The following is a 25,206-nucleotide window of genomic DNA, read 5'->3' as shown; positions in this document are numbered from 1 at the left end:
CGTCGGCCCTATTCTTTCAACTGACAGCAAGTCGGAATGGTTTGACCCACATCAAGGTCCAGCGCCTGTCATTCCCGCACCCTAACTTGCATCGAAAGCCAATGAAGGCTTATTCGAGGCTGATGGCCGGCCATTCTCAAGGAAGAGTCAAACATGCGTTCACTCAACATTATTCTGTTGTCATCGGCATTCAATGGTCTGAGCCAAAGGGCCTGGCTCGAATTGCGCGAGTTGGGACATAGCCCCAGCGTAGTGCTGTTCACCGACGAAGAAGCTATCTGCGAGCAGATTGAGCAGTCGGGGGCCGACCTGGTGATTTGCCCCTTCCTCAAGGACCGGGTGCCGCAACTCCTGTGGAGCAACCGTGATCGCCCGGTGGTGATTATCCATCCGGGCATTGTCGGTGACCGGGGCGCCAGCGCACTGGATTGGGCCATTACCCGTGAGCTGACCCGCTGGGGTGTCACCGCGCTTCAAGCCGTGGAAGACATGGATGCCGGGCCGGTCTGGTCTACGTGCGAATTCAACCTCCCCCAAGGCCTGCGCAAATCCGAGCTGTATAACGGCCCGGTCAGCGATGCGGCGATCCGCTGCATTCGTGATGTCGTGGACAAATTCATCGACGGTTATGAGCCCGTACCGGTCGAACATCATCCCCGGGTGATGGGCCACTTGCAGCCGAACATGAACCAGGCTGATCGGACCTTCGGTTGGCATGACTGCTCGCGATTCATCAAACGCTGCATCGACGCAGCGGACGGGCAACCTGGCGTATTGGCGAGCCTGGCAGGTGGTCAGTACTACGTGTACGACGCCCATCTGGACTCACGCAGCGGCACACCTGGAGACATTCTGGCGGTGCGCGACGACGCGGTACTGGTCGCCACCGGCGATCACAGTGTGTGGATCGGTTCGATGCGACGCAAACCCCGGCCGGGCGAAGAAACCTTCAAACGTCCAGCCCGGCATGTACTCGCTGCCCAACTGAATAACGTGCCCATCCTCCACGGATCGATCGCCTCGTCCCCTGACACCGAAACCTATCAACCGATCCGCTACCGTGAATCGGGGACTGTCGGCGAGCTCACTTTCGAGTTTTATAACGGCGCCATGAGCACCGAGCAATGCCAGCGACTGGTCACCGCTCTGCGCTGGGCCAAGACCCGAGATACCCAGGTGCTGCTGATCAAGGGTGGGCGCGGCAGTTTCTCCAATGGCGTGCACCTCAACGTGATCCAGGCTGCCGAGGCGCCGGGGCTGGAGGCCTGGGCCAATATCCAGGCGATCGACGACGTCTGCGAAGAAATGCTCAGCGCCCGGCAACTGGTGGTCAGCGGCCTGACGGGCAGTGCCGGGGCCGGCGGCGTGATGCTGGCGCTGGCCGCAGATATTGTCTTCGCCCGCGCGGATATCGTCCTCAACCCGCACTACAAAACCATGGGGCTGTACGGCTCTGAATACTGGACCTACAGCCTGCCCCGCGCCGTCGGTCCGCGGATGGCGGAAAAACTTTGCGAGGAGTGCCTGCCGGTCAGCGCGACGCATGCCATGCAACTGGGCATGGTTCAGGAAATCGGCCCACGCTGCCCGGACGCGTTCGGCCGGTGGTTGTTGCAACGGGCAGGCAATGCGCTGACCGATCCGGCGTATGCCGCTGTGCGCGAGCGCAAGAGCCGGCTAGATACGCAACTCATGCAGCACTGCAGAAACGCCGAGCTGGCGGCGATGGAACTGGACATGGTGCACGACCGCAAACAGTTCGCCGAGAAGTGCCGACATTTTGTGTTCAAGCGCAAGGCGTGCGGCACACCGGTGCGGCTGGTGGCGCAGTGGGCACGCCAGCGCAGCCGGACGCAGCCGTTGGCCGCTGCTACATAAGCCGGCCCCCGCAGATACGTTTACAATGCCGGCACCTCCCGCACCGGCCGCCCCATGGACATTGATCTCGCTCGCACCTTTCTGGAAATTGTTCGCCACGGCAGCCTGGCTGCCGCGGCGGAAAAACTTCACGTCACCCAGACCGCAATCACGGCGCGCGTGCAAAAACTCGAGAGCCAGCTGGGCAGCACGTTATTCGTGCGCAACCGTGCCGGCGCGCGGCTGACACCCAATGGCGAGGCCTTTGTGGTGTACGCCAATCAACTGGTCGAGACCTGGGAAGCCGCGCGGCGGGACTTGCCGTTGCCCGACGGTTACCGCGATGTGCTGCACATTGGCGGCGAGGTCAGTCTGTGCAATCCGCTGATGCTCAGTTGGGCCGGCGAACTGCGCGAGAAGATTCCCAGTCACGCCTTGCGCATGGAAATCCGCGACGGCGAGACCCTGCTGCGCCAACTGGAACTGGGGGTGCTGGACGCGGCGCTGGTTTATCAGCCCGAATATTGGCCGCGCCTGCAAGTCGAGCAGATCCTCGAAGAAAAACTCATCCTGGTACGCCTCGCCGGGCAGCCCGATCCTTATGTGTATATCGACTGGGGTCCGGACTTCCGCCGCCAGCACGATGCCGCCCTGCCGGAAAAAGCCAAGGCCGCCCTGAGCTTTAACCTCGGCCCCCTGGCCTTGCAATACATTCTGGAAAACGGCGGCAGCGGCTACTTCCGTACACGCGTGGTGCAGAGCTACCTCGAAAGCGGCGTGCTGGAGCCCGTGCCCAAAGCCCCGGAATTCAGTTACCCGACCTACCTGGTTTACTCGCGGGATCGCGACTCGGCGACCCTGCAACGGGCCTTCGATTTGCTGCGTGAAGTGATCAAGATCGACGACGACTGGTCCCAACGCTGGAATCCGCTGACCTGAATAAACCGGATCATGGCGCTTGTGTCATCCAGGTTTGCCCAAGCTTGCGCGGGCAGATCAGCTAATCTGCTGGTGATAACAATAAGCAGAGGTGAACGCAGTGAGGCAAACCACCCAGGCATTCCGCGACCGCTATCGCGCTGACATCCATCCGCGCTACAACCCTTGGCTGCACGGGGCCTTTGTGCTGCTGTTCGGCGTGCTGGCCATCGGAGGGTTCTGGAGCACTGTGCATCAGGTCCGGCCGCTGGAATGGCTGACAGTGCCGTTGACGCTGTTGTTCTTCAACTTCGGCGTGTACCTGGTGCATCGGCACTTGGGGCATCACAAAAAGAGCTTCGCGCGGATGTTCTACGCCCGCCATGCCGGCGACCATCACAGTTTTTTCGCCCCCGGCCACATGACCTACGATACTGCCCGGGACTGGCGGGTGATTCTGTTTCCAGCCTGGCTGATCGTGATCCACACCGTGGTCTTCACCCTGCCCGCCTGGTGGCTGTTCAAACAGGTCAATGCCAACGTCGCCGGATTGTTTGGTGGCTGTCTGGTCCTCGGGTACCTGATGTACGAGGTGTTCCATGCCTGCGAGCATTTACCGCCGGACAACCCGGTCACGCGCCTACCGTGGATCCGCCAGATGCGCCGCCTGCATGAACTGCATCACCGCCGCGAGCTGATGCAGGAACGCAATTTCAATATCGTTTTCCCGCTGATGGACTACCTGTTCGGCACCCTGTACTGGGAGCCGGTGCCTGCCCCCCTGACGAGTACGACCATGACCCGCATGCAGCACCAGATCGCTATCGCTGGAACTCCGATTGACGTGCTCGCCTATGCCAGCACCGTCACCCGTTGGCCGGAGTGGCATCCGTCGTCCCTGAAGGTCGAGGGCCAGGGTGGGCCGCTGCATGCCGGCCTGCGGTTCGAGGAGGACATCAGTGCCGGCGGGCGCGCGGGGCACTTGAGTTGGGAAGTCAACGAATACCTGCCAGGACGCCGCTGGAGTGCCTGGGCGCGCGGTGATCACGGGTTGTCGCTGGTCGTGACCTACGAATGCGAGGCGCAGGGCGAAGGCACACGTTTTGTACGGACCCTGGAGTATCAATTCTCGGGCCTGGCGATGCGCATCACCAATCGATTGCTGCTCAAGCGACGTATCGAGCGTGAGTCCGCAGCATCGATGCTGGCGTTGCGTGACATGGCGCAGAAAAACCTGAATCCGGCAGGAGTCAGCGTGTGAGAAGCGCCTTCAGGTTTCGCCATCTGTTGTCGCTGCTGATCATTGTCCTGGGGGCTTTTCTATTGTTGTTCCCGACCAAGGTTCGGCCGGTAGCCTGGACACCGCCGCCGGCGCCTTCCCTGACCAGCGGGGTGTATGCCGACAATCAGCGGCTCAAAGGGGTGGAGCGTGTCGGCCCGGCGGACATCGAAGGGCCCGAGGCGCTCCTGCTCGAAGATAACGTGCTCATCACCGGGCTGCACGACGGCCGGCTGATCCGCACCAGCCTCGACGGCAAGGACACCAAAGTGCTGGCCGATACCGGCGGCCGGCCTCTGGGCCTGGCGCGGCACCCGAACGGGTTGCTGGTCATCGCTGACGGCGTGAAGGGTTTGCTGTCCCTGGATGCCCAGGGCCGGTTGATCCCGCTGACCACCTCGGCCGGCGGCGTGCCTTTCGGGTTTACCGATGACGTGGCCATCGATAAATCCGGGCACTACGCCTATTTCAGCGACGCTTCCAGCCGCTGGGGCTACGGCAAGGATGGCGAGGCAATCATCGAGCACGGGGGCGACGGCCGTTTGTTGCGTTACGACTTCCAGACCGGCAAGACCACGGTGTTGCTGGACACGCTGGAGTTTGCCAACGGCGTGACGCTGGGCCCGGACGACAGCTTTGTGCTGGTCAACGAAACCGGCGCTTACCGCATCATCCGCTTCTGGTTGAGCGGGCCGAATGCCGGAACCCACGATGTATTTATCGACAATCTACCGGGGTTGCCGGACAACCTCGCGTTCAATGGCCGCGACCGTTTCTGGGTGGCGCTCTACGCACCCCGTAATGCGCTGCTCGACGCCACGGCGCAGCACCCGTTCGTGCGCAAAATGATTGTTCGGGCATTGACGGTACTGCCCAAACCCGTGGAAAAGCGCGCCTTTGCGCTGGGTCTGGACCTGGACGGCAAGGTGATTGCCAACCTGCAGGATGCGAGCACCGGTAATTACTCGCCGATCACGACAGTGCGCGAGTATGGGGACTGGTTGTACCTGGGTTCGTTGAAGGCAAAAAACATGGCGCGCCTGCCCCTGAACACCGCGCTCCAGAAATAACGCACACCAAAAATGTGGGAGCGGGCCTGCTCGCGCGGGCAGTCTGCCATTCAATAGTGATATTGACTGGCAGGCTCGCTCCTACAGGGGGTATGTGGTGGTTTTGGCTAGCGGGGATCTATCTCGTCATCGCGCACGGCATTGTCCGTCTCTTCAAGCACCCGCTCAGGGTCCATCGCGGTGGAGTCGTCTTCATCCAGCGGGCGCACGCCTTCGTTGTTCGGCAATTCGTCGATGCCCGGCTCGTCTTCGGGATTGACCGTCGTGCGGCCGGGGCTTAGTGGTTCGGGATGAGTCGGGATCGGGTCGTACCCGCCCTGCTCTTCACTTGGAAATCTGGGCTCGTTCATAAGGCACCTCGCAAGGAGTCGAAAAGGTCGGACTCTGATCTTTCGAGGTGCCGGTTTTGGTCACCGTTCCAATTTTTCAGTCACCGGTTGTCGGTGGGTGGACAAGGCGTGTCAGGACGGCGATTGGAGCCGGTCAACGATCTTTTGCTTAACCTGCACGCGCGTCTCCTTGAGCTTCTTCAGTGCGTCATCGCTGGGCGCATCCGATTTTGCGGTTTCAGCCTTTACTACCTCGGCGTCCGCTTGCGAATACTTGTTGATCAGTGAATCCAGTAACGGATCCTTGGAGCGTTTTTGCTGGATATCTTCCTTTGAAAGTTTCAGGTCCTGATAAAGGTCGTGTGGCACCGGCATGGAACACCTCCGTTTGTTGATCGGCAGCAAACGCGATCGATTGCGTTCGCCAACTATCAGAATGGCCTCGGTTGGTCGGTTCTGTCGACCGCCTATCAGACCAGCGGTGTCCGTTCGTCGTCCTGGCGCAAACCCGATAAAACCTTTAGCGCAGCGCCTGCCTCCATTGAATAACGATCACCTCGATCGCTAACCCGAACCCTGTGTGGAGAATGACCAATGGACGGATTCACCCTGCGCCATCTCGCCCTGGCCGTCGCCTTGAGCACCAGCATGGGCACAGCTTTTGCTGCCACTTCCAATGACTTTGTCGACAACGCGGCCGCAGGTGGCATTGCGGAAATCGAGACCAGCCGACTGGCGCTGGAAAAAAGCTCATCGGCCGACATCAAGAAATTCGCCAACATGATGATCACCGATCATTCCAAGGCCAACGATGAACTGGCGGCCCTGGCGAAAAAGAATGACATCGAGGTCCCGGACGAGACGACGCTGGTCAAACAGGCCAAGGAAAAAATCCTCGACATGCGGGACGAGTCCTTCGACGCGGCCTACGCCAATAACCAAGTGAAGGCCCACGAAGACACGATCAAGCTGTTCGAAAAACAGGCCAACACAGTGACGGACGACAAGGTCAAAGGCGCCACCGATTTGAAAGGTTTCGCGCAAAAAATGCTGCCGGCACTGGAAAAACACCTGGAGATGGCGAAAGAGCTCCAGGCCGCCCACCCCAGCAAATAACCGGTAAAAAGAAGGCCGCATCGATGGATGCGGCGTTTCTGCATACTGCCGACACTAGCCGCCATCGGTATCGATGTCGGCATCCGTGTCATCGCCGGGTTTCGGCCGGTCGGGATTCGGTTTGAAGCCGGGGCTGAACTCGTTGTCATTGTCGGTATGGCGGTTCTTCTGATCCACCGCTGCGTCGGCGCTTTCTGAGTCGGAGGATTGGCTCTGACGCTGACCGCCTGGCGCACCCTCACCCGGCGTCTGCGGGTCAATCGCCGGGTCATTGCGGTCGACCGGCATCCCCGATTGATCCTGTTGTTGTGTCGATTCGTCTTTCATACACACCTCGCTCGTAACGGCTAGCCCACGATTCAAACAGCCGGGGGCTTAAAGGTTCGAAGCCACCCCGGGACAGGGGTTCAATCCAATGGACAGGCAACGTCAGGCTCAAGGTCAAAAAATCGCCGTCTGCGGCAGTGCCGACTAGAGTTACCGGGCAAATGCCGGCCAGGACGAAAAATTCTTGTCGGGACGAACAACTATTTCAGACGGCAAATGTCACTGATTCGGGTCGATCGTTTTTGGGGAATCGGCCCGCCATCTTTCAGGAGCACAAGGACATGGCAGCAATGCAGATCAACACACTCGACGCGATGAAAAACAACCACACGTATTTGCTTGGGGAATGGATCAAGAGCCTGGAAGCCGGTGGTGCCAATCGTAATGTCAAAGACCACGATCTCAAGCAGCAAACCTCGGATTTCCTGCAACTGGTGACCGCTGGCCTGGAAAACGGCAACGGTCCCAACATCGCCGCGCCGGGTTGGGATGAGGCTCGTCAGTTCCTCGAAAAACTCTCCCACAGCCGCGCCCTGCTCGGCCAGGATTCGCACCAGACCGCCAGTTTCATTTTTTCACTGAAAGGTCCGCTGTTTTCCCTGCTGCAGTCTCACTACAAAGAAAATCCGGGGGTACTGGCCGAACAGCTCTGGCAAGTGTCCGAGCTGCTCGACGCGCTGGGCATGCACACCATCCGTACCTTCCAGAAATCCCGCGAAGCAGTGATCAAGCGTCAGCAGGAAGAACTGCTGGAACTCTCCACCCCGGTGGTCAAGCTCTGGGATGGCGTCCTCGCCCTGCCGATGATCGGCACCCTGGACTCGCAACGCACCCAGGTGGTGATGGAATCGCTGCTGCAACGCATCGTCGATACCGGCTCGGAAATCGCCATCATCGACATCACCGGTGTGCCGACCGTTGACACCCTGGTGGCTCAGCACCTGCTCAAAACCGTGACCGCAATTCGCCTGATGGGCGCCGATTGCATCATCAGCGGCGTGCGTCCGCAGATCGCACAGACCATCGTTCACCTCGGGCTGGACCTGCAAGGCGTGGTCACCAAGGCCAACCTGGCCGATGCCCTGAAACTGGCCCTGACCCGTCTGGGAATCACCGTCAGCAAGACGGTTTAAGACGATGGAGCGCATTCCGATTTTGCAGATGGGCGACTTCCTGCTGGTGACCATTCAGGTCGACATGCATGACCAGCTTGCCCTCATGCTCCAGGACGATCTCTCCGAACGCATCAGCAAGACTTCCGCTCGCGGCGTGTTGATCGACATCTCGGCGCTGGACATGGTCGACTCGTTTATCGGTCGAATGATCGGCACCATCTCCGGCCTGTCGAAAATCATGGATGCCCAGACCGTGCTGGTCGGCATGCAGCCTGCGGTCGCGATCACGCTGGTAGAGCTCGGGCTGACCTTGCCCGGCGTCAGCACCGCGCTGAACGTCGAGCGCGGGATGAAACTGCTCCAGGAACGAGTACGCGAGCAATGACCCTGCGCAGCAGCGGCACTCAGCCCATTCAAATCGAGCAGGACGTGGTCCTGGCCCGGCAGACGGCGCGCAAGCTGGCCACCGAGTGCGGCATGCGCCTGATCGACCTGACCAAACTGGTGACCGCCGTCAGCGAGCTGGCGCGCAACACCATGGTCTATGGCGGCGGTGGCGACATGGACTGGCAGATCCTCGACGAAAACTCGCGGGTCGGCCTGCGCCTGACGTTTCGAGATGAAGGCCCGGGCATCCCGGACATCAAACTGGCAATGACCGACGGCTGGACTTCCGGCAGCGGCCTGGGCCTTGGCCTGACCGGCGCGAAACGGCTGGTGGATGAGTTCGAACTGGACACCGTACCCGGACAGGGCACTCGCATCACGATCACCCGATGGACATGAACATCGGGGGGTCGCTGACCCAAGTGCTGTTGATCGAGGACAGCAGCCAGATCGGCCATGCCCGGCGCACGGCGCAGAAGCTCGCCGAAGACAACGGTTTCGACGCGACGGATGCTGGACGCGTGGCGCTGGTGGCCACTGAATTAGCCAGCAACGTGCTCAAGCATGCGGCCAGGGGCGAATTGCACCTGCGCATCCTGCCGGGCAGCAGCGCCAACGGCATCGAGATACTCGCAGTGGACCGTGCCCAAGGCTTTGACCTGCAGGCGTGCATGACGGACGGGTTTTCCACGGGCGGTACGCAGGGCATTGGCCTGGGGGCAGTATCGCGCCAGGCGGAAGTCTTCGATGTTCATACCGACTCGCGCGGCACCGTGTTATTGGCCCGGTTATACCCACGCGCCAGCAAGGCCGCCGACTTGCGCATCGGCATCAGCCAACACTCGCTGCACAACGACCCGGCGTGCGGCGATGTCTGGCACCTGGCGTTCGACGGGGCGAACCTCAGCGCGTTGGTGATCGACGGCCTGGGTCATGGCGAAGAAGCCGAACGCGCCGCCCGCGCCGGTGAAAAAGCTTTCGCCCTGGCCCCTTTTGCCTCGCCGGTGTACCTGCTCGAAGACATTCACCAGGCCATGACAGGCACCCGCGGCGGTGCGCTGGCGATTGCGCAGTTCGACGGTCACCTCGGTACGCTGAGATTCACCGGTATCGGCAATATCGGCGGCAGCCTGATCAGTGCGGACAAGTCCCGTGGCCTGGCGTCCCATCCGGGAATCGTCGGCGGGCAATACCGCAAAGCCCAACCCTTTGACTACGCTCATGTGAACGGACATCTATTGATCATGTACAGCGACGGCCTGCAATCCCGTTGGAACCTCCACGATTACCCCGGACTGGTGTACCGCCATCCCGCCGTGATCGCCGCGGTCCTGCATCGCGACTTCTGTCGCGACCGGGACGATGTAACGGTACTGGTCGTTGCACTGGAGGCTGCCCATGGCTGAATCGCCCCTGCTGCCGATCGAAGAACAATCGGCATTGATCGAGCGCTTGCAAAGTGAAGCCACGGCGCTGCGCGAAGAGCTCGACGAAACCAATCAGGGCGTGCTCGCGCTCTACGCCGAACTCGACAACCAGGCCGAAGAACTGCGTCAGGCGTCGGACCTCAAGAGCCGCTTCCTGTCCTACATGAGTCACGAGTTTCGCACGCCCTTGGGCTCGATCCTGAGCATCGCCAGCCTGCTGACCGATGAACTCGACGGCCCGCTCAGCCCCGAGCAGCACAAGCAGGTCGCATTCGTCAGCACGGCCGCGCGGGAACTGAGCGACATGGTCGACGACTTGCTCGACCTGGCGAAAATCGAGGCCGGGCGCATCACCATCTCGCCCGCCTGGTTCGACATGTTCGACCTGTTCGCCGCCCTGCGCGGCATGTTTCGCCCGATCGTCAATGCATCCGCCGTGGACTTGATCTTTGAAGAACCGGTTGGCCTGCCGCGCCTGTACACCGATGACAAGAAGCTCGCGCAGATCCTGCGCAACTTTATTTCCAACTCGCTGAAATTCACCACACGCGGTGAAGTGCGGGTCTCGGCCTCGCTCGAAGGCTCCAGCCACGTGCGCTTTGCCGTCACGGATACAGGAATAGGTATCGCTGCCGAGCTACATGGCGCATTGTTCGAGGACTTTTCCCAAGTCGATTCGCCCTTGCAGAAACGCTTGCGCGGTACTGGTCTGGGCTTGTCTTTGTGCAAACGCTTCGCCGCGCTGCTGGGAGGCGACGTCGGGGTAGAAAGCACGCCCGGGGTCGGCTCGACCTTTTTCGTGATCATCCCGCTGGCCATCGCCATGGAGCCCGCCGATGAAACGTGACATCCGCCTGTTGATCGTCGATGACAACGTCGCCACCCGCTATGCCCTGCGTCGACGCCTGGAACGCCACGGTTACCTCGTGCTCGAAGCCGGGACCGGCGGCGACGGCCTGGCGCTGATCGACAGCGAATTGATCGACGCGCTGATCCTGGATGTCAACCTGCCGGACATGAGTGGCTTCGATATCGTGCGCAAGCTGCGTTCGGAGCCGGCCACGGCGCTGTTGCCAGTGATTCACGTGTCGGCGGCGTCGATCCAGACCGGCGACATCATCACTGGCCTGGACGCCGGGGCCGATGCCTACCTGATCCATCCCGTGGACCCGGACGTATTGCTGGCCACCCTGCGCACCCTGCTGCGGGTGCGTGAAACGGAAAACGCCCTGCGAGAAAGCGAGGCGCGTTTTCGGGAGATTTTCGTCAACGTCTCGGCCCCCATCGCGGTGCTCGACGCGCAATTCAAAGTCCACGAATGCAATCACGCCTTCGCCCGACTGATTCAGGACAATCGCGATCCACAGAGCTTGCGTGAATGCTTCGCCGAGCAACAGGAGTCGATCCTCGATGAATTGCGGGTGCGCCTGACGGCGGGTGAACGCTGGAAAGGCACGCTGAATATGCGCATCGACGGGGAGCTGCGGGAAACCGAGTGGCAGATTTCGCCGTATCGCACCCCTGAACTAAGCCTGGTATTCGTCGAAGATGTCACCGAGCATCGCCATCGCGAGCGCTCGCACCTGGCCCGTCTCGACGATGCCACCTCGCAACTGGAACACGAGATCGCCGCACGCGTGCGCACCGAGAGCCAGTTGCTGCAAGTGCAGAAAATGGACGCGCTGGGCAAGCTGACGGGCGGCATCGCCCATGACTTCAACAACCTGCTGACCGGCATCATCACCAGCCTGGAACTGATCCAGAAACGGGTGGCCGATTCGCGTACCGACAAGGTCCAGTTCTATGCCGAAGCGGCGCTGAACTCGGCCATGAGCGCCGCCTCGCTGACCCATCGCTTGTTGGCGTTCGCGCGCCAGCAACCGCTCAATACGCGTCCGGTGGACATCAACGAACACATCCGTTCCCTTGAGGAACTGCTGGTGCGCACCATCGGCGAACACATTGCGCTCAAACTCGAACTGACCTCCAAGGCCGCGATTGCCCTGGTCGACCCGATCCAGCTGGAAAGCGCCGTGCTCAACCTGGTGATCAACGCCCGCGACGCCCTTCCCCAAGGCGGAAATATCTGGGTCAGCACCTATGCGGCGTATTCCCACGGCGACCTGAAACTGGCGGACGGGGCATATGTCGCCCTGTCAGTGCGCGATGACGGGACGGGCATCGAACACAGTGTGATCGACAAGGTGTTCGACCCGTTTTTTACCACCAAGCCACTGGGCCAGGGCACCGGGTTGGGGTTGTCGAGCATTTACGGGTTCGCCCGGCAATCGGGGGGCGATGCGCACATCCGCAGCGTGGCCCGTCGCGGCACCGAAGTCACGATCATGTTGCCCGCCAGCGCCGACCCGACCACCACGGAAGCGGAACCGGCGACCGTCGATCAACAGGGCGCGGGCGAGCATGTACTGATTGTCGAAGACATGCCGTCAGTGCGCATGTTCGTTGCCGAGGTGTTGGTGGATGCCGGGTATCGCTGCACGCAGGTGGGCGATATCGAAGGCGCCCTTGAACGCCTGCAGAACGACCCCTCGATTGATCTGATGCTCACAGACGTGGGACTGCCGCGCATGAACGGCCGGGAGCTGGCCGATGTCGCCCGAGGCTGGCGCGAAGGCTTGCCGATCCTGTTCATGACCGGCTACGCGGAGAACGCGATCAATCGCCAGGTATTCCTCGGCGATGGCATGGAGATGCTGATCAAGCCGTTTCAGATCAATGAGCTGTTGGACAAAGTCCGACGCACGCTCGATTGCGCCTGACACCCATCCTGTAGGAGCGAGGCTCGCCCGCGAAGAACGATAACCGGATTTTGATCGTTCCCACGCGTGGGAACGATCATAGGACCCGGGCCAGGAACGGCGCAGTCCTGCTCTTCTTGCTCCTGGCGACTTTCTGCGGCGTGCCGGCAACGACAATCTTGCCGCCCTGATCCCCCGCCCCCGGCCCGATATCAATCACCCAGTCACTCTGCGCCACCACGCGCATTTCATGCTCCACCACAATCACCGTGTGCCCCGCCGCGACCAGCGTATTCAACTGTTCGAGCAGCCGGTCAACGTCCCTTGGATGCAAGCCGGTGGTGGGCTCGTCGAGCACATACAACGTCGCCCCGCGCTGGTTGCGTTGCAGCTCGGTGGCCAGTTTGATGCGCTGGGCTTCGCCACCCGAGAGTTCCGTGGCTGGCTGGCCGAGGCGCAGATAGCCCAGGCCGATGTCGCGCAGCACTTCCAGCGAACGGCGAATGCCCGGTTGCTCTGCGAACACCTCGACCGCTTCGTCCACGGTCAATTGCAAGACCTGGGCAATGTTCAGACCTTGCCAGACGATCGCGAGCGTCTCGGGGTTGTAGCGAGCGCCATGGCACGTCGGACACGGTGCATAGACGCTGGGCATGAACAGCAACTCAACGCTGACAAAGCCTTCGCCTTCGCACGTCGGGCAACGGCCTTTGGCGACGTTGAACGAGAACTGCCCGGCGTCGTAGCCCTCGGTCTGCGCCTGGGGGGTGGCGGCGTACAGTTTGCGCACGTTGTCGAACAGCCCGGTGTAGGTCGCCAGGTTCGAGCGCGGCGTGCGGCCGATGGGTTTCTGATCGACCTGCACCAGGCGCTTGATCGATTCCAGCCCCGCCGTGACCTGACCGCCGCTGACTTGTGGCGCATCGTCCTCAAGGCTCAACTCTTCAGGTTCGCTGGCGCTGGTCGCGCGCCCCAGATGCGCACCCACCAACTCGAGCAAGGCCTGACTGACCAGGCTTGATTTGCCGGAACCGGAAACGCCGGTCACCGAGGTAAAACACCCCAAGGGAAACTCGACGCCGAGGTCGTTCAGGTTATTGCGCGTGATACCTTCCAGGCGCAGCCAATCGGTCGGCTTGCGGCTGGTTCTGGCTTCGGTGACTTGCTCGGCGAACAGGTAGGCGCGGGTCTGGGAATCTTTGATTTCGGTCAGCCCCTGTGGCGGTCCGCTGTAGAGGATCCGACCGCCATGCTCACCCGCCGCCGGGCCGACATCGATCAGCCAGTCCGCACGGCGCATGGTTTCCAGGTCATGTTCAACCACAAACAACGTATTGCCAGCCGCCTTCAAGCGTTGCAGCGCTTCGAACAGCGCTTCCCCATCGGCCGGATGCAGACCGGCCGACGGTTCATCCAGCACGTAGATCACGCCGAACAACTGCGAACCCAATTGCGTGGCCAGGCGCAGCCGTTGCAATTCGCCGGACGACAGTGTCGGCGTGCTGCGCTCCAGCGCCAGATAACCAAGTCCCAGATCGGTCAACGTGCTGACCCGTTCCAGTAAATCCTGGGCGATGCGTTGCGCGGCCAGGCGTTTCTCCACCGACAAGTTAGGCGTATGCCGCACATCCGGCGCGTTGGCATGGCCGCTGGCGCCGTGGGCCACGCGCTGTTCACGGGCCTCACGAGTCTGACGGTGAGTCAACACCTCGCCCGCCTCATCGGCCTGTTCAAGGTAGCTGTGGGCCGCCACCGGTTTCAGCACCTCGGCCACTTGCAGCAACGGCATCTGCGACAACTCGCCGATGTCATAGCCGGCAAAGGTCACCGACAACGCCTCGCGCTTGAGCCGTTTACCGTCGCACAACGGGCAAGGACTGCCGAGCATGAATTGCGCGACGCGCTTCTTCATCAATGCACTTTGCGAGTGGCTGAACGTGTGCAGGATGTAGCGTCGGGCGCCGGTGAAGGTGCCCTGGTAGCTGGGCTCCATTTTGCGTTTGAGCGCCACTTTGGTTTCTTCCGGGGTGAGCCCGGCATACACCGGAACAGTCGGTGTTTCCTCGGTGAAGAGGATCCAGTCACGCTGCTTTTTCGGCAGATCGCTCCAGGGTTTGTCGACGTCGTAGCCCATCGTCACCAGGATGTCGCGCAGGTTCTGCCCTTGCCACGCCGTGGGCCAGGACGCCACCGCCCGTTGGCGGATGGTCAGGCTCGGGTCCGGGACCATCAAGGCTTCGGTGACTTCATACACCCGGCCCAGGCCATGACATTCGGCGCAGGCGCCTTGAGGCGTGTTGGGCGAGAAGTCCTCGGCATACAGCATCGGCTGCCCCGGCGGATAACTCCCGGCCCGGGAGTACAGCATGCGGATCAGGCTCGACAGCGTCGTCACGCTGCCCACCGAAGACCGCGTACTCGGCGTGCCGCGCTGCTGTTGCAGGGCCACGGCCGGGGGCAGGCCTTCGATGGAATCCACGTCCGGCACACCGACCTGATCGATAAGCCGCCGCGCGTAGGGCGCCACGGATTCGAAATAGCGGCGCTGCGCTTCAGCGTACAGCGTGGAAAACGCCAGCGACGACTTGCCCGACCCCGAGACGCCGGTGAACACCACCAGGGCATCCCGTGGAATGTCGACGTCAATGTTCTTGAGGTTGTGTTCCCGGGCACCGCGTACCCTGACCATGCCGGAAGGAGGATTGGAGGTACGCGTTGAAGTCATCGTGAGCCCTTATTGGATAGCAGAAAAAACACAAAATCCTGTGGGAGCGAGCGTGCTCCCGCCTGATCATTCCCGCGCAGAGCGAGGGAACGATCATTCAACCCCCCATAATGTGTGCGTGGTCAGCCACTGAGGACGGTGTGGATCATGTGTGTCAGGGCTTCGGGCCCATAAGGTTTGCTCAGCAGATGGGTATCCGGGCTGAGCTGGTGATTGCGCGAGATGATGTCCCGGGTGTGGCCGGAGGTAAACAGCACCGCCACCGGGGGATTCTGCACCTTGGCCCAGGCTGCCAGGTCCGAGCTTTTGATCAGGCCGGGCATGACAACATCGGTGAAAATCAGGTTCACCCGCACGCCCTCCAGCAACATCTGCATCGCCTGGTCGCCGTTGGCCGCGGTGAGGACCTGATAGCCCTCTTCGCTCAGCAATTCCACCGCCGAGCTGCGCACCGCTTCGTTGTCCTCCACCACCAGGATGGTTTCGTGCCCGCCCTGCCGGGGTGTATTACGTAATGTTGTTTCACTGGGCAACGCACGCAAGCTGCGCGGGAAGTAAAGCTGCACCCGAGTGCCCTGCCCGACGATGCTGGAGATCTCGATGTGCCCGCCGCTCTGTTTGACGAAACCGAACACCATGCTCAGTCCCAACCCCGTGCCCTGACCATCGGCCTTGGTGGTGAAAAACGGCTCGAACGCCTGCCCGAGTATTTCGGGCGACATACCGGCGCCGCTGTCGGCCACCGCGACACGCACATAATCGCCCGCCGCGATGCCCTTACCGGCACAGAATTTACGATCGAGCGCGACATTCCCGGCGCTCAGCTCAATGGTCCCTTCGCCCTGCATGGCGTCACGGGCATTGATCGCAAGGTTGAGAATGGCGTTTTCCAACTGGTTGCGGTCGACGTTGATGTACCAAGGTTCTTGCGGCACCTGCACATCAATCTGGATGGTTTCCCCCAGCGCTCGTTGCAACAGCTCACCCAGCCCTTCGAATATCAGTTGTGGGTCGCACACCGCCGGCGACAAAGGTTGCCGGCGGGCAAACGCGAGCAATTGCGAAGACAGTTTGGCGCCGCGCTCGACGGCCGCAATCGACGCACTGACCCGGCGCTGCACGTTGGCGTTGTCCGGCTCATGCCGCGCCAGCAGGTGCAGGTTGCCGGCGATCACCTGCAGCAGGTTATTGAAGTCGTGGGCCACGCCGCCGGTGAGGCCGCCGATGGCTTCGAGCTTCTGCGACTGGCGCAGTTGCTCTTCAGCCGCCAGCCGCGCATCGACTTCGTCGGCCACGCGCTGTTCCAGGTTGCGGGTGAATTTGAGCAGAGAATCTTCAGCAATCTTGCGTTCATGAATGTCAATCAACACGCCGGGGAAGCGGAACGGCTCGCCCTGCTCGTTGAACTCGCAGCAGCCGCTCGCCTGCACCCACAAATAGCTGCCGTCGGGGCGCAAGACCCGGTACTCGGCGTTGAAGGGCTCGCCGGTCGCCACTGACTGACTGACCCGTTCCTGGACCCAGCTGCGGTCGTCGGGATGAATCTTGGCTTCAGCAATGTCGGCGGGCAGGTCGGCCAGGTTCTGCTCGGTCGGGTAGGAGAACGTCCGGGCGAAGCGCTCATCACCGGACAGCACGTTGCCCTTGATGTCCCAGACGAACGAGCCGAGCAAAGCCCCGGCATTGAGCGCCAGGCGCACCCGTTCGTTGTCGGCGCGATAGGCGTCTTCGGCTTCCTGGCGCCGGCGTTCGGAGATCACATATTCAGTGGTTTCAACGACCATCGCCATGACCCCGGCGGGGCGCCCTTCATCATCGGCGACAGGGCTGTAATAGAGGTCCAGCCAGACGTCTTCGGGGACCCCGTCGCGTAGCAATTCCAGCAATTTATTACGATAGGACAAGGTGCCGCCGGCCAGGCATGTATCCACCACATGTCGATTGAACTCGGCCACTTCCGGCCAACCCAACTCGACCGGCGAGCCCAGCAGATACGGATGGCGGCCACCGGCAAACGTCGAGTAGGCATCGTTATAGATCATGTAGCCCTCGCGCCCCCAGAGCATCACCATCGGCAGTGGCGACGCGAGCATCAGCCGCACCGTGCTGCACAGACTGGCGGGCCAGGTGTCGATGTTTCCAAGCTCGGTCCGGCTCCAGTCGAACGCGCGGATGCGCCCGGCCATTTCACCGTTCCAGCCGGCACACCCGTGGCTATCAGATAGAAACTGCATCGACTGGCTCTTTGTCCCTGTGAGTGACTGAAATGCGGGATCGCAGTGCGAGGACGGCGCGTGCCCGTTTGTTTCGAGCATCGCCGACGCCAATGGTTTCATATGAGGTTAGCCGATTCAAACCGTGCGGGCTCTTGTGGCGAACGCTAGACCTCAATCAGGTGCTTGAGCGGGTGGTAGCCGGTTTTCAGTGTGGCGGCAACGTCGAGGATCGCCTTCTCGATACCATTCAAATGCATGCAGGTCAGCTCGATGGCCGCGCTTTGATTGCCGGCCTCGATGTACTCGATCAGCCGAAGGTGTTCGTCATCGCGGCACGCCTCATGGCTGTCGTCATCGAGGGCGGCGGCGTACAGCGAGGCGCGGGAAATCAGCTTCTGGAACCAGTCCAGCAGCACCGGGTTGTTCAGGCTTCGCGCGAGTTTGATGTGGAACTCGCCGAGCAGATGAATCAGCCGTTCGTGGTCGCCGCTGCGGTGCGCTTCATCTTCCAGCAACAAATGATCGCGCAAGTCCTGGGTCACCGCGGTGTCCCGACGACGGCAGAGTTCGCTGACGATTCCGATCTCGATCAACCGCCGGGTTTCGAACAGCGAACGGATCTCTTCGTCGCTGGGCAACGACACCGACGCCCCCTTATTGGGCTCGGTGGTGACCAGCCCATCCGCTTCCAATTGCTTGAGCGCGGCACGAACCGACGTGCGGCTGACATTAAAAAGTTCGGCCAGCGAAGCCTCTCCGAGCTTCATGCCGGGGCGCAACGAACGTTTGCTGATCGCCTCGTAAACCCCTTGGTAGACGCGGTCGACCGTGGTTTCGAGTTTCTTATCGGTCATTTCAACCCTCCTTTAGCGCTAAACAACCGGCCCCAGGCGATGAGCAGCCTTTGAAAAAGGGGGTTGCACGGGCAGATTAATCCGGTTATTTGTAGATTGCATCCAGATATTGCATACAATAATTAGAGGATTGCACCATTATGGGTCAACCAATAGCTATCGAAGTGCGTAACGTCTTTAAACGGTATTCCGACGATCCGGGACTGGCTCCAGCCCTCGACAACGTATCAGTCGACATTGCCGACAACGAATTCTTCACCCTGCTCGGCCCTTCCGGCTGCGGCAAAACCACCCTCCTGCGCACCATCGCTGGCTTCGAACATGTCAGCGACGGCGAGATCCGTCTGGCGGGCGAACCGGTCAACGATTTGCCGCCGTTCAAGCGTCGGGTCAACACCGTCTTTCAGAGCTACGCGCTGTTTCCGCACATGAGTGTCGCGCAGAATATCGCCTTCGGCCTCGAGATGCAGGGTCTTGATCACAAGCAAATTGCCCAGCGTGTCGATGAGATGCTGGCGCTGGTGCAAATGCAACACCTGGCCAGGCGCAAACCGGCCGAATTGTCTGGCGGTCAACAGCAACGCGTAGCCCTGGCCCGGGCCCTGGCGCCGAAACCCAAAGTACTGTTGCTGGATGAGCCGCTGTCGGCGCTGGACCTCAAGCTGCGCAAGGAAATGCAGGTCGAACTCAAGCGCGTACAGAAGGAAGCCGGCATCACCTTCATTTTCGTGACGCATGATCAGGAAGAAGCGCTGACGCTGTCTGATCGCATTGCCGTGATGTCCGCCGGCAAGATTCTGCAGATCGGCACGCCCAACGACATTTACGAACGCCCGCAACATCAATTCGTCGCCCAGTTCATCGGCGACATCAACTTCCTCCCCGGACACCTCAAGCGCGGCCAGCAGAACGAAAAACTCTTCGTGCCGAGCGGCATGCCGGTGGAAATTCCTTGCCCGGCTCAAGGCTTCGACGGCGCCAAGGTGCAATTGGCCTTTCGCCCGGAACGTTCGCAACTGGTCGATCCGGCGCAACCGCATCACCTGCGCGGCGTAATCGAAGCGGTGTTGTATGTCGGCACCGCGACGCTTTATCAGTGCCGCTTGAACAACGACATCAAGGTCATGCTGCGCGAAAACAACGAAGGCCTGAACCGTGGCCGGGTGGTCGGTGATCGCGTGGCGGTCAATCTGCCGCCCCACGCCTGCCTGTTGATGGAGGCCTGAGATGAGCGTCAGCAGCACTTCTCCCGCCCTCAACCGCGCCCTGTTACTGAGCCCGGTGATTCTGACCTTGCTGGCGCTGATCGCGATTCCGCTGGGGATCATGGGCTACATCAGCCTGTTGCCGCGCAATGTGTACGGCGGCGTCGACTGGCAGGCCGACTGGCAATTGCAAAGCTACGTGCAGCTGTTTTTCCAGGAAGGATTCGACGGTGAACTGGAACTGAACTGGGTCTACGCCCAGGCGTTGTTGCGCTCGGTGTTCCAGGCGGGTGGCACCACCATGCTGTGTTTCCTGTTCGGCTTTCCGGTGGCCTTGTGGATGTCGAGCCTCACGCCGCGTCGGCGCAACCTCATGGTCTTGCTGATTACCATCCCGTTCTGGACCAACCTGCTGATCCGCAACTACGCCTGGCTGATCATCCTGCGCGAGCACGGCTGGGTCGCGCAAAGCCTCAACGCGCTGTTCCCCCAGGCCGGCGGCATCACCCTGCTCTACAACGACTTCGCCGTCTGTGTCGGGCTGGTCTACAGCTTCTTGCCGTTCATGATTTTGCCGATCTATTCGACCCTGGAAAAACTCGACTGGCGCCTGGTGGAAGCCGCCTACGACCTCGGTGCAAATCGCTGGCATGCGCTGAAGCGGATCATCCTGCCGCTGTCGATGCCGGGGGTGATTGCCGGTGCCCTGCTGGTGTTTGTGCCGAGCCTGGGGGCCTTCATCACCCCGGCGATTCTCGGCGGTGGCAAGACGCTGATGATCGGCAACCTGATCCAGCAGCAGTTCGGCACCGCGCGCAACTGGCCGCTGGGCAGTTCGCTGTCGTTCCTGTTGCTGGGGATTCTGCTGCTGTCGCTGGTGGGTTACGCCCTCTATAGCCGCAGCGCTGCCAAAACACTACGTCGGGGAGCCACCGCATGATCGCCCTGCACCTGAAAAAACTGCCACTGACCCGCGAAGTCAGCCTGCTGATCCTGGCCTATCTGTACGTGCCGATCTTCGTTCTGATCGCCTACAGTTTCAACGCCAACCGCTCGGCGACGGTGTGGACCGAGTTTTCGTTCGCCTGGTACGGACGGATTCTGGCCAACCCGTCGATCCAGACGGCGGCATTGAATTCGATCATCGTCGCCAGCATCGCCACGGTCTGCGCCACGGCGATTGCGCTGCTCGCGGCATTGGCGACGTACCGGCCGTTCTATGGACAGAAGATGGTCGAGGGCGGGATCAACCTGCCGCTGATCCTGCCGGAAATCGTCACCGCCGTGGCCACGCTGCTGCTGTTCATGGCGCTGGGAATCAAGCTCGGTTTGCTGACGGTGATCGTCGCGCACATCGGCTTCTGCATTCCCTTCGCGTACCTGCCGATCCGCGCACGCCTGAATGATCTGGACAAGAGCCTGCTGGAGGCGGCGAACGACTTGTACGCCAACCCGTGGCAGGTTTTCCGCCGGGTGACGCTTCCGCTGTTGTGGCCGGCAGTGCTGTCCGGTTCGGTGCTGGCGTTCGTGGTCAGCCTCGACGATTTCATCATGACCTTCTTCGTCGCCGGCCCGGGTTCGACCACCTTGCCGGTGTACATCTTCTCGGCAATCAAGGCCGGCGTAACACCGGAGATCAATGCGATCTCGACCCTGATGCTGTTGATTTCCATCGTGCTGGTGGTGCTGGCCTTCTGGCTGGGACAGCGCGGTAAACAACAATGAGCCTGGAGCGTTCTCGAATGAAAACAAAAAGCATGCGTCCCGCTGTCGCCGGTCTGGCCCTAAGCTGCTTCACTGCACTCACTGCGTTCGGCGCGCACGCCGCCGAACCCAAGGAACTGTTTTTCTACAACTGGACCGATTATTACCCGGTCGACCTGCTGGCCAAGTTCGAAAAGGAGACCGGGATCAAGGTCACCATGGACGGCTACGACAGCAACGAAACCTTGCTGGCCAAGTTGCAGGCCGGTGGCGCGGCGTATGACGTGATCGTGCCGTCGCAGTCGATCATGCGCACCTTGATCAACCAGAACCTGCTGCTGGAAATCGACGCCTCCACCCTGCCCAACTTTCAATACGTGAAACCCGCATTCCGCGATCCGGTATTCGACCCCGGCCGCAAGTTCTCCGCACCGTATTTGTGGGGCACCACCGGGTTCTCCTATGACAGCGCGCGCGTGCCCGGCGGCAAGCTCGACGATTCGTGGAAAGAGTTCTTCGAACCGCGCAAGGAACTGCAAGGGCAACTCGCCGCCCTCGACACTTCCAGCAGCGTGATCAACGCCGCCAGCCATTACCTGAACGTCGACGAATGCAGCGAAAACCCGCAGGACGCCAAGCGCATCCTCGAACTGCTGCAAAAACAGAAACCGTTCCTGAAGATGTACAGCTCGGACAACACCGTCGACCGCATGGCCTCCGGTGAAGTGATCATGATGCAGAACTGGAACGGCTCGACCGCACGCGCCACCTTGCAGAAGAGCACCATCAAATACGTGTATCCGCGCGAAGGCCTGGCGATGTTCCAGGACAACTTCGCCGTGCCGAAAAGCGCACCGCACCCCGGTAACGCGAAGATTTTCATCGACTGGATGATGAAACCGGAAAACGCCGCCGCCGTGTCCAATTCCATTGCCTACGCCAACGGCATCCAGAGCGACAAGCTGCTCGACGCCAAGTGGAAAGTCATGGACGCCATCAACATGCCCGACGAATTTGCCACGCGCTTGCGGCCGGAGAAAGAGTGCAGCAACAAGGCGCGGGAGCTGCAGGATCGGGTTTGGTCGAAGCTCAAGGGCTGAGTGCCTGGCTTTAGACCGAGGTGCGGCCTTGGCGGGCAAGCCTTGTTCCTACAGGGGAATGCGCAACCTTGTAGGAACGAGGCTTGCCCGCGAAGACGCCGGCCAATCCACCATCAAATTTGAGGTGTATGCAATGACTCAACCCCGCTGGCTACGCAACGTGCGCCCCTACGGCGCCACAGCCGAAGACCTGCTGCTGGAAAACGGCCTGTTCAAACAACGCCGCCCGGCCTCCAACACCGCGCTGGCCGCCACCGACATCGACGGCCAACACCAGCTCCTCACCCCTGCCCTGGTGGAAAGTCACGTCCACCTCGACAAAACCCTGTGGGGCCAACCCTGGCGCCCGAACAGCGCCGGCCCGACCCTCAAGGACTACATCGCCAACGAGCGCCGCGTCCTGCGTGAAGTTGACGCGCCCATCGCCCATCGTGCCGGCGCGTTGCTGGAAAACTGCATCGCCCGTGGCTCGCTGACGATGCGTTGCCACGTCGACATCGACCCGGAATTCGGCCTGCGCCATGTCGAGGCCATGCAACAACTGCGCGACATCTACCGCGACCTGATCGACCTGCAACTGGTGGTGTTTCCGCAAACCGGCCTGATCAGCCGCCCCGGCACCGCCGAACTGATGCGCGAAGCCATGGCGCTGGGCGTGGAAAACGTCGGCGGTCTCGACCCGTGCGGTATCGACAACGACCCGGTCGCGCAACTCGACTTCGTGTTCAAGCTGGCCAGCGAATTCGACCGTGGCGTCGACATTCACCTGCATGACAAAGGTGAACTGGGCCTGTGGCAAATCGCGTTGATCGCCGATTACACCGAGCGCTTCGGGCGGCAAGGTCGGGTGATGATCAGTCACGCTTACTGCCTGGGGATGTTGCCGTGGAGTCAGGTCAAACCGCTGGCCGAACGCTTGGCGGCGTTGAGCATTTCGCTGATGAGTTCGGCGCCGGCCGATTGCGCGGTGCCGCCTTTCCTTGCGTTGCGTGAAACAGGCGTGAATGTCTGCCTGGGTTCGGACGGCATTCGCGATGCGTGGTCGCCGATGGGCAACGGCGACATGCTGGAACGGGCAATGCTGCTGGCCTTGCGCTTTGACTTGAACAAGGACGATGAACTGGCCGCAGCGTTCGAAGCGGCGACGGTGAACGGTGCCCGGGCGCTGGGTTGTGAACGGTATGGATTGGAGATCGGCCAAGCGGCGGACTTCCTGCTGATGCCGGTACAGACTTTGGGCGAAGCCGTGGTTTCTCGACCCGTGCGGCAGGTTTATCGCGGCGGTGAGTTGATCGCCTCAGGTGGTCGGCTGCTGGAAAGCCGCTTGTGAAATGCATCGGTCTGAAGGCCAGTTGCGTGGTCGGCTTCGACGGCACGCAGCATGTGCTGTGGCGCGACGGCGAAGTGGTGTTCGAAGGTTCGCGCATTGTGTTTGTCGGGCGTGGTTTTACCGGGCCGGTCGATCAGTGGGTCGACTATGGCAATGCGTTGATCGGCCCGGGTTTCATCGATCTGGACGCACTAGGGGATCTGGATTCCACGGTGCTGACGCTGGACAACGGCGATGAACGCGACATGGGCCGGATGTGGTCTGAGGACTATCTGGCGGCCGGTCCGCGCGAGAGTTTCGACCCCGATGAAGAAGTCTTCAAATACCGCTACGCCTTCACGCAGTTGATCCGCAACGGCATCACCACGGCCCTGCCAATCACCTCGATGTACTACCGCGAGTGGGCCGAGACCTACGACGAATTTGCAGCGGTGGCCGGCGTGGCGGCCGAACTGGGGCTGCGCACTTACCTCGGCCCCTGCTACATGAGCGGCATGAGTTATTGGCGGGCCGATGGCACCCTCGGGCATCACTGGGATGAAGCCCGGGGAATGGCCGGACTCGATGCGGCGGTTCGGTTTTTCCATGATTTCGAAGATGCGCACCAAGGCTTGATTCGCGGCGCCTTGTTGCCGGATCGCATCCAGACCTGCACCCCGGCGCTGCTGCAACGCACCGCTGCGCTGAGTCGCGAATTGAGCGCGCCGATGCGTTTGCATTGCTGCCAGGGGCTTGGCGAGGTGGCGATGGTCGAGCAACTGCGTGGTGTGTCGCCGCTGCACTGGTTGCAGCAACTGGACCTGCTGACCCCGCGAAGCCTGCTGCCCCACGGCATCTACACCTCGGGCGATGACGATCTGCAACGGGTGGTGGATGGCGGCGCAAGCCTGGTGCATTGCCCGGTGGTGTTTGCTCGCGACGGTGAGGCACTGAATTCGTTTGGGCGCTATCGGGCCAAGGGCATCAACTTCGCCTTGGGCACTGACACCTGGCCGGCGGATCTACTGGAAAACATGCGCCAGGGATTGAACATCGCCCGTTTGATGGAGGGCGGCGATGCGTTGACCTCCACGCTGGACATGTACAACGCCGCCACCCTCGGCGGTGCGAAAGCCTTGGGCCGCGATGATCTCGGTCGCCTGGCAACCGGGGCCAAGGCCGACATCACGGTGTTCAGCCTTCGTGGCCTGCACCTGGGGCCGTTGTTCGATCCGCTGAAAAACCTGGTGCTGGCCGGGCGCGGTGACGACTGCATCGCCAGTTACATCGACGGCCGCTGCGTGATGCAAGACGGCCATGTTCAGGGCATCGATTACCCCGCTCTGCAACGCCAGGCCCAACAACAATTCGAAAAACTGATGCGCAGCCACAGCGACCGGGCCATGGGCCGACCCGACTGGAAAACCCTGTTCAAACCGGCCATTCCGTTCGCCGACGACTACAGCGCAGACGCGCCGTTGAGCGCAATCGATCCCCTTATTTAGAGAT

The 25,206-nt window shown here is 61.3% G+C and carries 23 protein-coding genes; 17 read left to right on the top strand and 6 right to left on the bottom strand.

What is annotated here, in order from left to right:
• The first annotated feature begins 153 nt into the window (after positions 1-153).
• From AB4N91_RS10305 to AB4N91_RS10290, 4 genes are all read left to right on the top strand, one after another.
• Positions 154-1,878 carry a hydrogenase maturation protein gene (locus AB4N91_RS10305; protein WP_460112389.1) on the top strand — a complete coding sequence of 575 codons (1,725 nt, stop codon included), beginning with the start codon at positions 154-156 and terminating at the stop codon, positions 1,876-1,878.
• A 54-nt stretch (positions 1,879-1,932) separates the two neighbouring features.
• Positions 1,933-2,796 (top strand): LysR family transcriptional regulator, encoded by an 864-nt coding sequence (locus tag AB4N91_RS10300; protein ID WP_010460947.1) that lies wholly within the window; start codon positions 1,933-1,935, stop codon positions 2,794-2,796.
• Between the two features lie 100 nt (positions 2,797-2,896).
• Positions 2,897-4,036 carry an SRPBCC family protein gene (locus tag AB4N91_RS10295; protein WP_169857638.1) on the top strand — a complete coding sequence of 380 codons (1,140 nt, stop codon included), beginning with the start codon at positions 2,897-2,899 and terminating at the stop codon, positions 4,034-4,036.
• Positions 4,033-5,124, top strand: coding sequence for an SMP-30/gluconolactonase/LRE family protein (locus tag AB4N91_RS10290; protein ID WP_010460951.1), 1,092 nt, complete (start codon positions 4,033-4,035; stop codon positions 5,122-5,124). The genes AB4N91_RS10295 and AB4N91_RS10290 overlap by 4 nt, the downstream gene beginning before the upstream one ends.
• Positions 5,125-5,231: 107 nt before the next feature.
• Here the strand turns inward: AB4N91_RS10290 and AB4N91_RS10285 are convergent, their stop codons facing one another.
• A complete protein-coding gene (locus AB4N91_RS10285) occupies positions 5,232-5,474 on the bottom strand; it encodes a hypothetical protein (protein ID WP_077749677.1) in 243 nt (80 codons plus the stop codon).
• A 111-nt stretch (positions 5,475-5,585) separates the two neighbouring features.
• Positions 5,586-5,828: a hypothetical protein gene (locus AB4N91_RS10280; protein WP_010460955.1), complete on the bottom strand. Its 243-nt coding sequence runs from the start codon at positions 5,826-5,828 to the stop codon at positions 5,586-5,588.
• A gap of 219 nt (positions 5,829-6,047) precedes the next feature.
• Here AB4N91_RS10280 and AB4N91_RS10275 point away from each other — a divergent pair, with 219 nt between their 5' ends.
• Positions 6,048-6,569 carry a DUF4142 domain-containing protein gene (locus tag AB4N91_RS10275; protein ID WP_077749678.1) on the top strand — a complete coding sequence of 174 codons (522 nt, stop codon included), beginning with the start codon at positions 6,048-6,050 and terminating at the stop codon, positions 6,567-6,569.
• A gap of 54 nt (positions 6,570-6,623) precedes the next feature.
• Here AB4N91_RS10275 and AB4N91_RS10270 read toward each other — a convergent pair whose 3' ends face one another.
• Positions 6,624-6,896 carry a hypothetical protein gene (locus AB4N91_RS10270; RefSeq protein WP_077749679.1) on the bottom strand — a complete coding sequence of 91 codons (273 nt, stop codon included), beginning with the start codon at positions 6,894-6,896 and terminating at the stop codon, positions 6,624-6,626.
• 281 nt (positions 6,897-7,177) lie between these two features.
• Between AB4N91_RS10270 and AB4N91_RS10265 the strand changes: the two genes are divergently transcribed.
• The 6 genes from AB4N91_RS10265 to AB4N91_RS10240 are packed head-to-tail and all read left to right on the top strand — an operon-like array spanning position 7,178 to position 12,605.
• On the top strand, positions 7,178-8,029 hold the full coding sequence (locus AB4N91_RS10265; RefSeq protein WP_010460961.1) for an STAS domain-containing protein: 852 nt from the start codon (positions 7,178-7,180) through the stop codon (positions 8,027-8,029).
• A 4-nt stretch (positions 8,030-8,033) separates the two neighbouring features.
• The gene (locus tag AB4N91_RS10260) at positions 8,034-8,396 is read left to right on the top strand and encodes an STAS domain-containing protein (protein WP_010460963.1); all 363 of its coding nucleotides are present in this window, start codon (positions 8,034-8,036) and stop codon (positions 8,394-8,396) included.
• Positions 8,393-8,797 (top strand): anti-sigma regulatory factor, encoded by a 405-nt coding sequence (locus tag AB4N91_RS10255; protein ID WP_010460966.1) that lies wholly within the window; start codon positions 8,393-8,395, stop codon positions 8,795-8,797. The genes AB4N91_RS10260 and AB4N91_RS10255 overlap by 4 nt, the downstream gene beginning before the upstream one ends.
• Positions 8,794-9,804 carry an ATP-binding protein gene (locus AB4N91_RS10250; RefSeq protein WP_154912254.1) on the top strand — a complete coding sequence of 337 codons (1,011 nt, stop codon included), beginning with the start codon at positions 8,794-8,796 and terminating at the stop codon, positions 9,802-9,804. Before AB4N91_RS10255 ends, AB4N91_RS10250 begins: the two co-directional genes overlap by 4 nt.
• Positions 9,797-10,672 carry a sensor histidine kinase gene (locus tag AB4N91_RS10245; protein ID WP_102593990.1) on the top strand — a complete coding sequence of 292 codons (876 nt, stop codon included), beginning with the start codon at positions 9,797-9,799 and terminating at the stop codon, positions 10,670-10,672. The genes AB4N91_RS10250 and AB4N91_RS10245 overlap by 8 nt, the downstream gene beginning before the upstream one ends.
• Positions 10,662-12,605 (top strand): response regulator, encoded by a 1,944-nt coding sequence (locus AB4N91_RS10240; protein ID WP_102593989.1) that lies wholly within the window; start codon positions 10,662-10,664, stop codon positions 12,603-12,605. The genes AB4N91_RS10245 and AB4N91_RS10240 overlap by 11 nt, the downstream gene beginning before the upstream one ends.
• Positions 12,606-12,681: 76 nt before the next feature.
• Here AB4N91_RS10240 and AB4N91_RS10235 read toward each other — a convergent pair whose 3' ends face one another.
• The 3 genes from AB4N91_RS10235 to AB4N91_RS10225 form a co-directional block, all read right to left on the bottom strand.
• A complete protein-coding gene (locus AB4N91_RS10235; protein WP_460112387.1) occupies positions 12,682-15,309 on the bottom strand; it encodes an excinuclease ABC subunit UvrA in 2,628 nt (875 codons plus the stop codon).
• Positions 15,310-15,431: 122 nt separating this feature from the next.
• Entirely contained in the window at positions 15,432-17,543 is a 2,112-nt protein-coding gene (locus AB4N91_RS10230) for a hybrid sensor histidine kinase/response regulator (RefSeq protein ID WP_460112386.1), read from the bottom strand.
• 146 nt (positions 17,544-17,689) lie between these two features.
• The gene (locus AB4N91_RS10225) at positions 17,690-18,379 is read right to left on the bottom strand and encodes a GntR family transcriptional regulator (protein WP_010460977.1); all 690 of its coding nucleotides are present in this window, start codon (positions 18,377-18,379) and stop codon (positions 17,690-17,692) included.
• A gap of 140 nt (positions 18,380-18,519) precedes the next feature.
• Here AB4N91_RS10225 and AB4N91_RS10220 point away from each other — a divergent pair, with 140 nt between their 5' ends.
• The 6 genes from AB4N91_RS10220 (at position 18,520) to AB4N91_RS10195 (ending at position 25,202) form a co-directional block, all read left to right on the top strand.
• Positions 18,520-19,605, top strand: a complete 1,086-nt coding sequence (locus tag AB4N91_RS10220; RefSeq protein WP_460112385.1) for an ABC transporter ATP-binding protein — start codon at positions 18,520-18,522, stop codon at positions 19,603-19,605.
• A gap of 1 nt (position 19,606) precedes the next feature.
• Positions 19,607-20,524 (top strand): ABC transporter permease, encoded by a 918-nt coding sequence (locus AB4N91_RS10215; RefSeq protein ID WP_102593986.1) that lies wholly within the window; start codon positions 19,607-19,609, stop codon positions 20,522-20,524.
• The gene (locus AB4N91_RS10210) at positions 20,521-21,309 is read left to right on the top strand and encodes an ABC transporter permease (RefSeq protein WP_010460984.1); all 789 of its coding nucleotides are present in this window, start codon (positions 20,521-20,523) and stop codon (positions 21,307-21,309) included. Before AB4N91_RS10215 ends, AB4N91_RS10210 begins: the two co-directional genes overlap by 4 nt.
• Before the next feature lie 17 nt (positions 21,310-21,326).
• Positions 21,327-22,388: an extracellular solute-binding protein gene (locus tag AB4N91_RS10205; protein ID WP_460112384.1), complete on the top strand. Its 1,062-nt coding sequence runs from the start codon at positions 21,327-21,329 to the stop codon at positions 22,386-22,388.
• Positions 22,389-22,521: 133 nt separating this feature from the next.
• Positions 22,522-23,718, top strand: a complete 1,197-nt coding sequence (locus AB4N91_RS10200) for an amidohydrolase family protein (protein WP_083376562.1) — start codon at positions 22,522-22,524, stop codon at positions 23,716-23,718.
• Positions 23,715-25,202: an amidohydrolase family protein gene (locus tag AB4N91_RS10195; RefSeq protein WP_460112383.1), complete on the top strand. Its 1,488-nt coding sequence runs from the start codon at positions 23,715-23,717 to the stop codon at positions 25,200-25,202. Before AB4N91_RS10200 ends, AB4N91_RS10195 begins: the two co-directional genes overlap by 4 nt.
• Positions 25,203-25,206: the final 4 nt, after the last annotated feature.

This window comes from Pseudomonas sp. H3_D04 (genome assembly GCF_054669175.1).
This window is presented reverse-complemented; position numbering and strand designations above follow the sequence as displayed.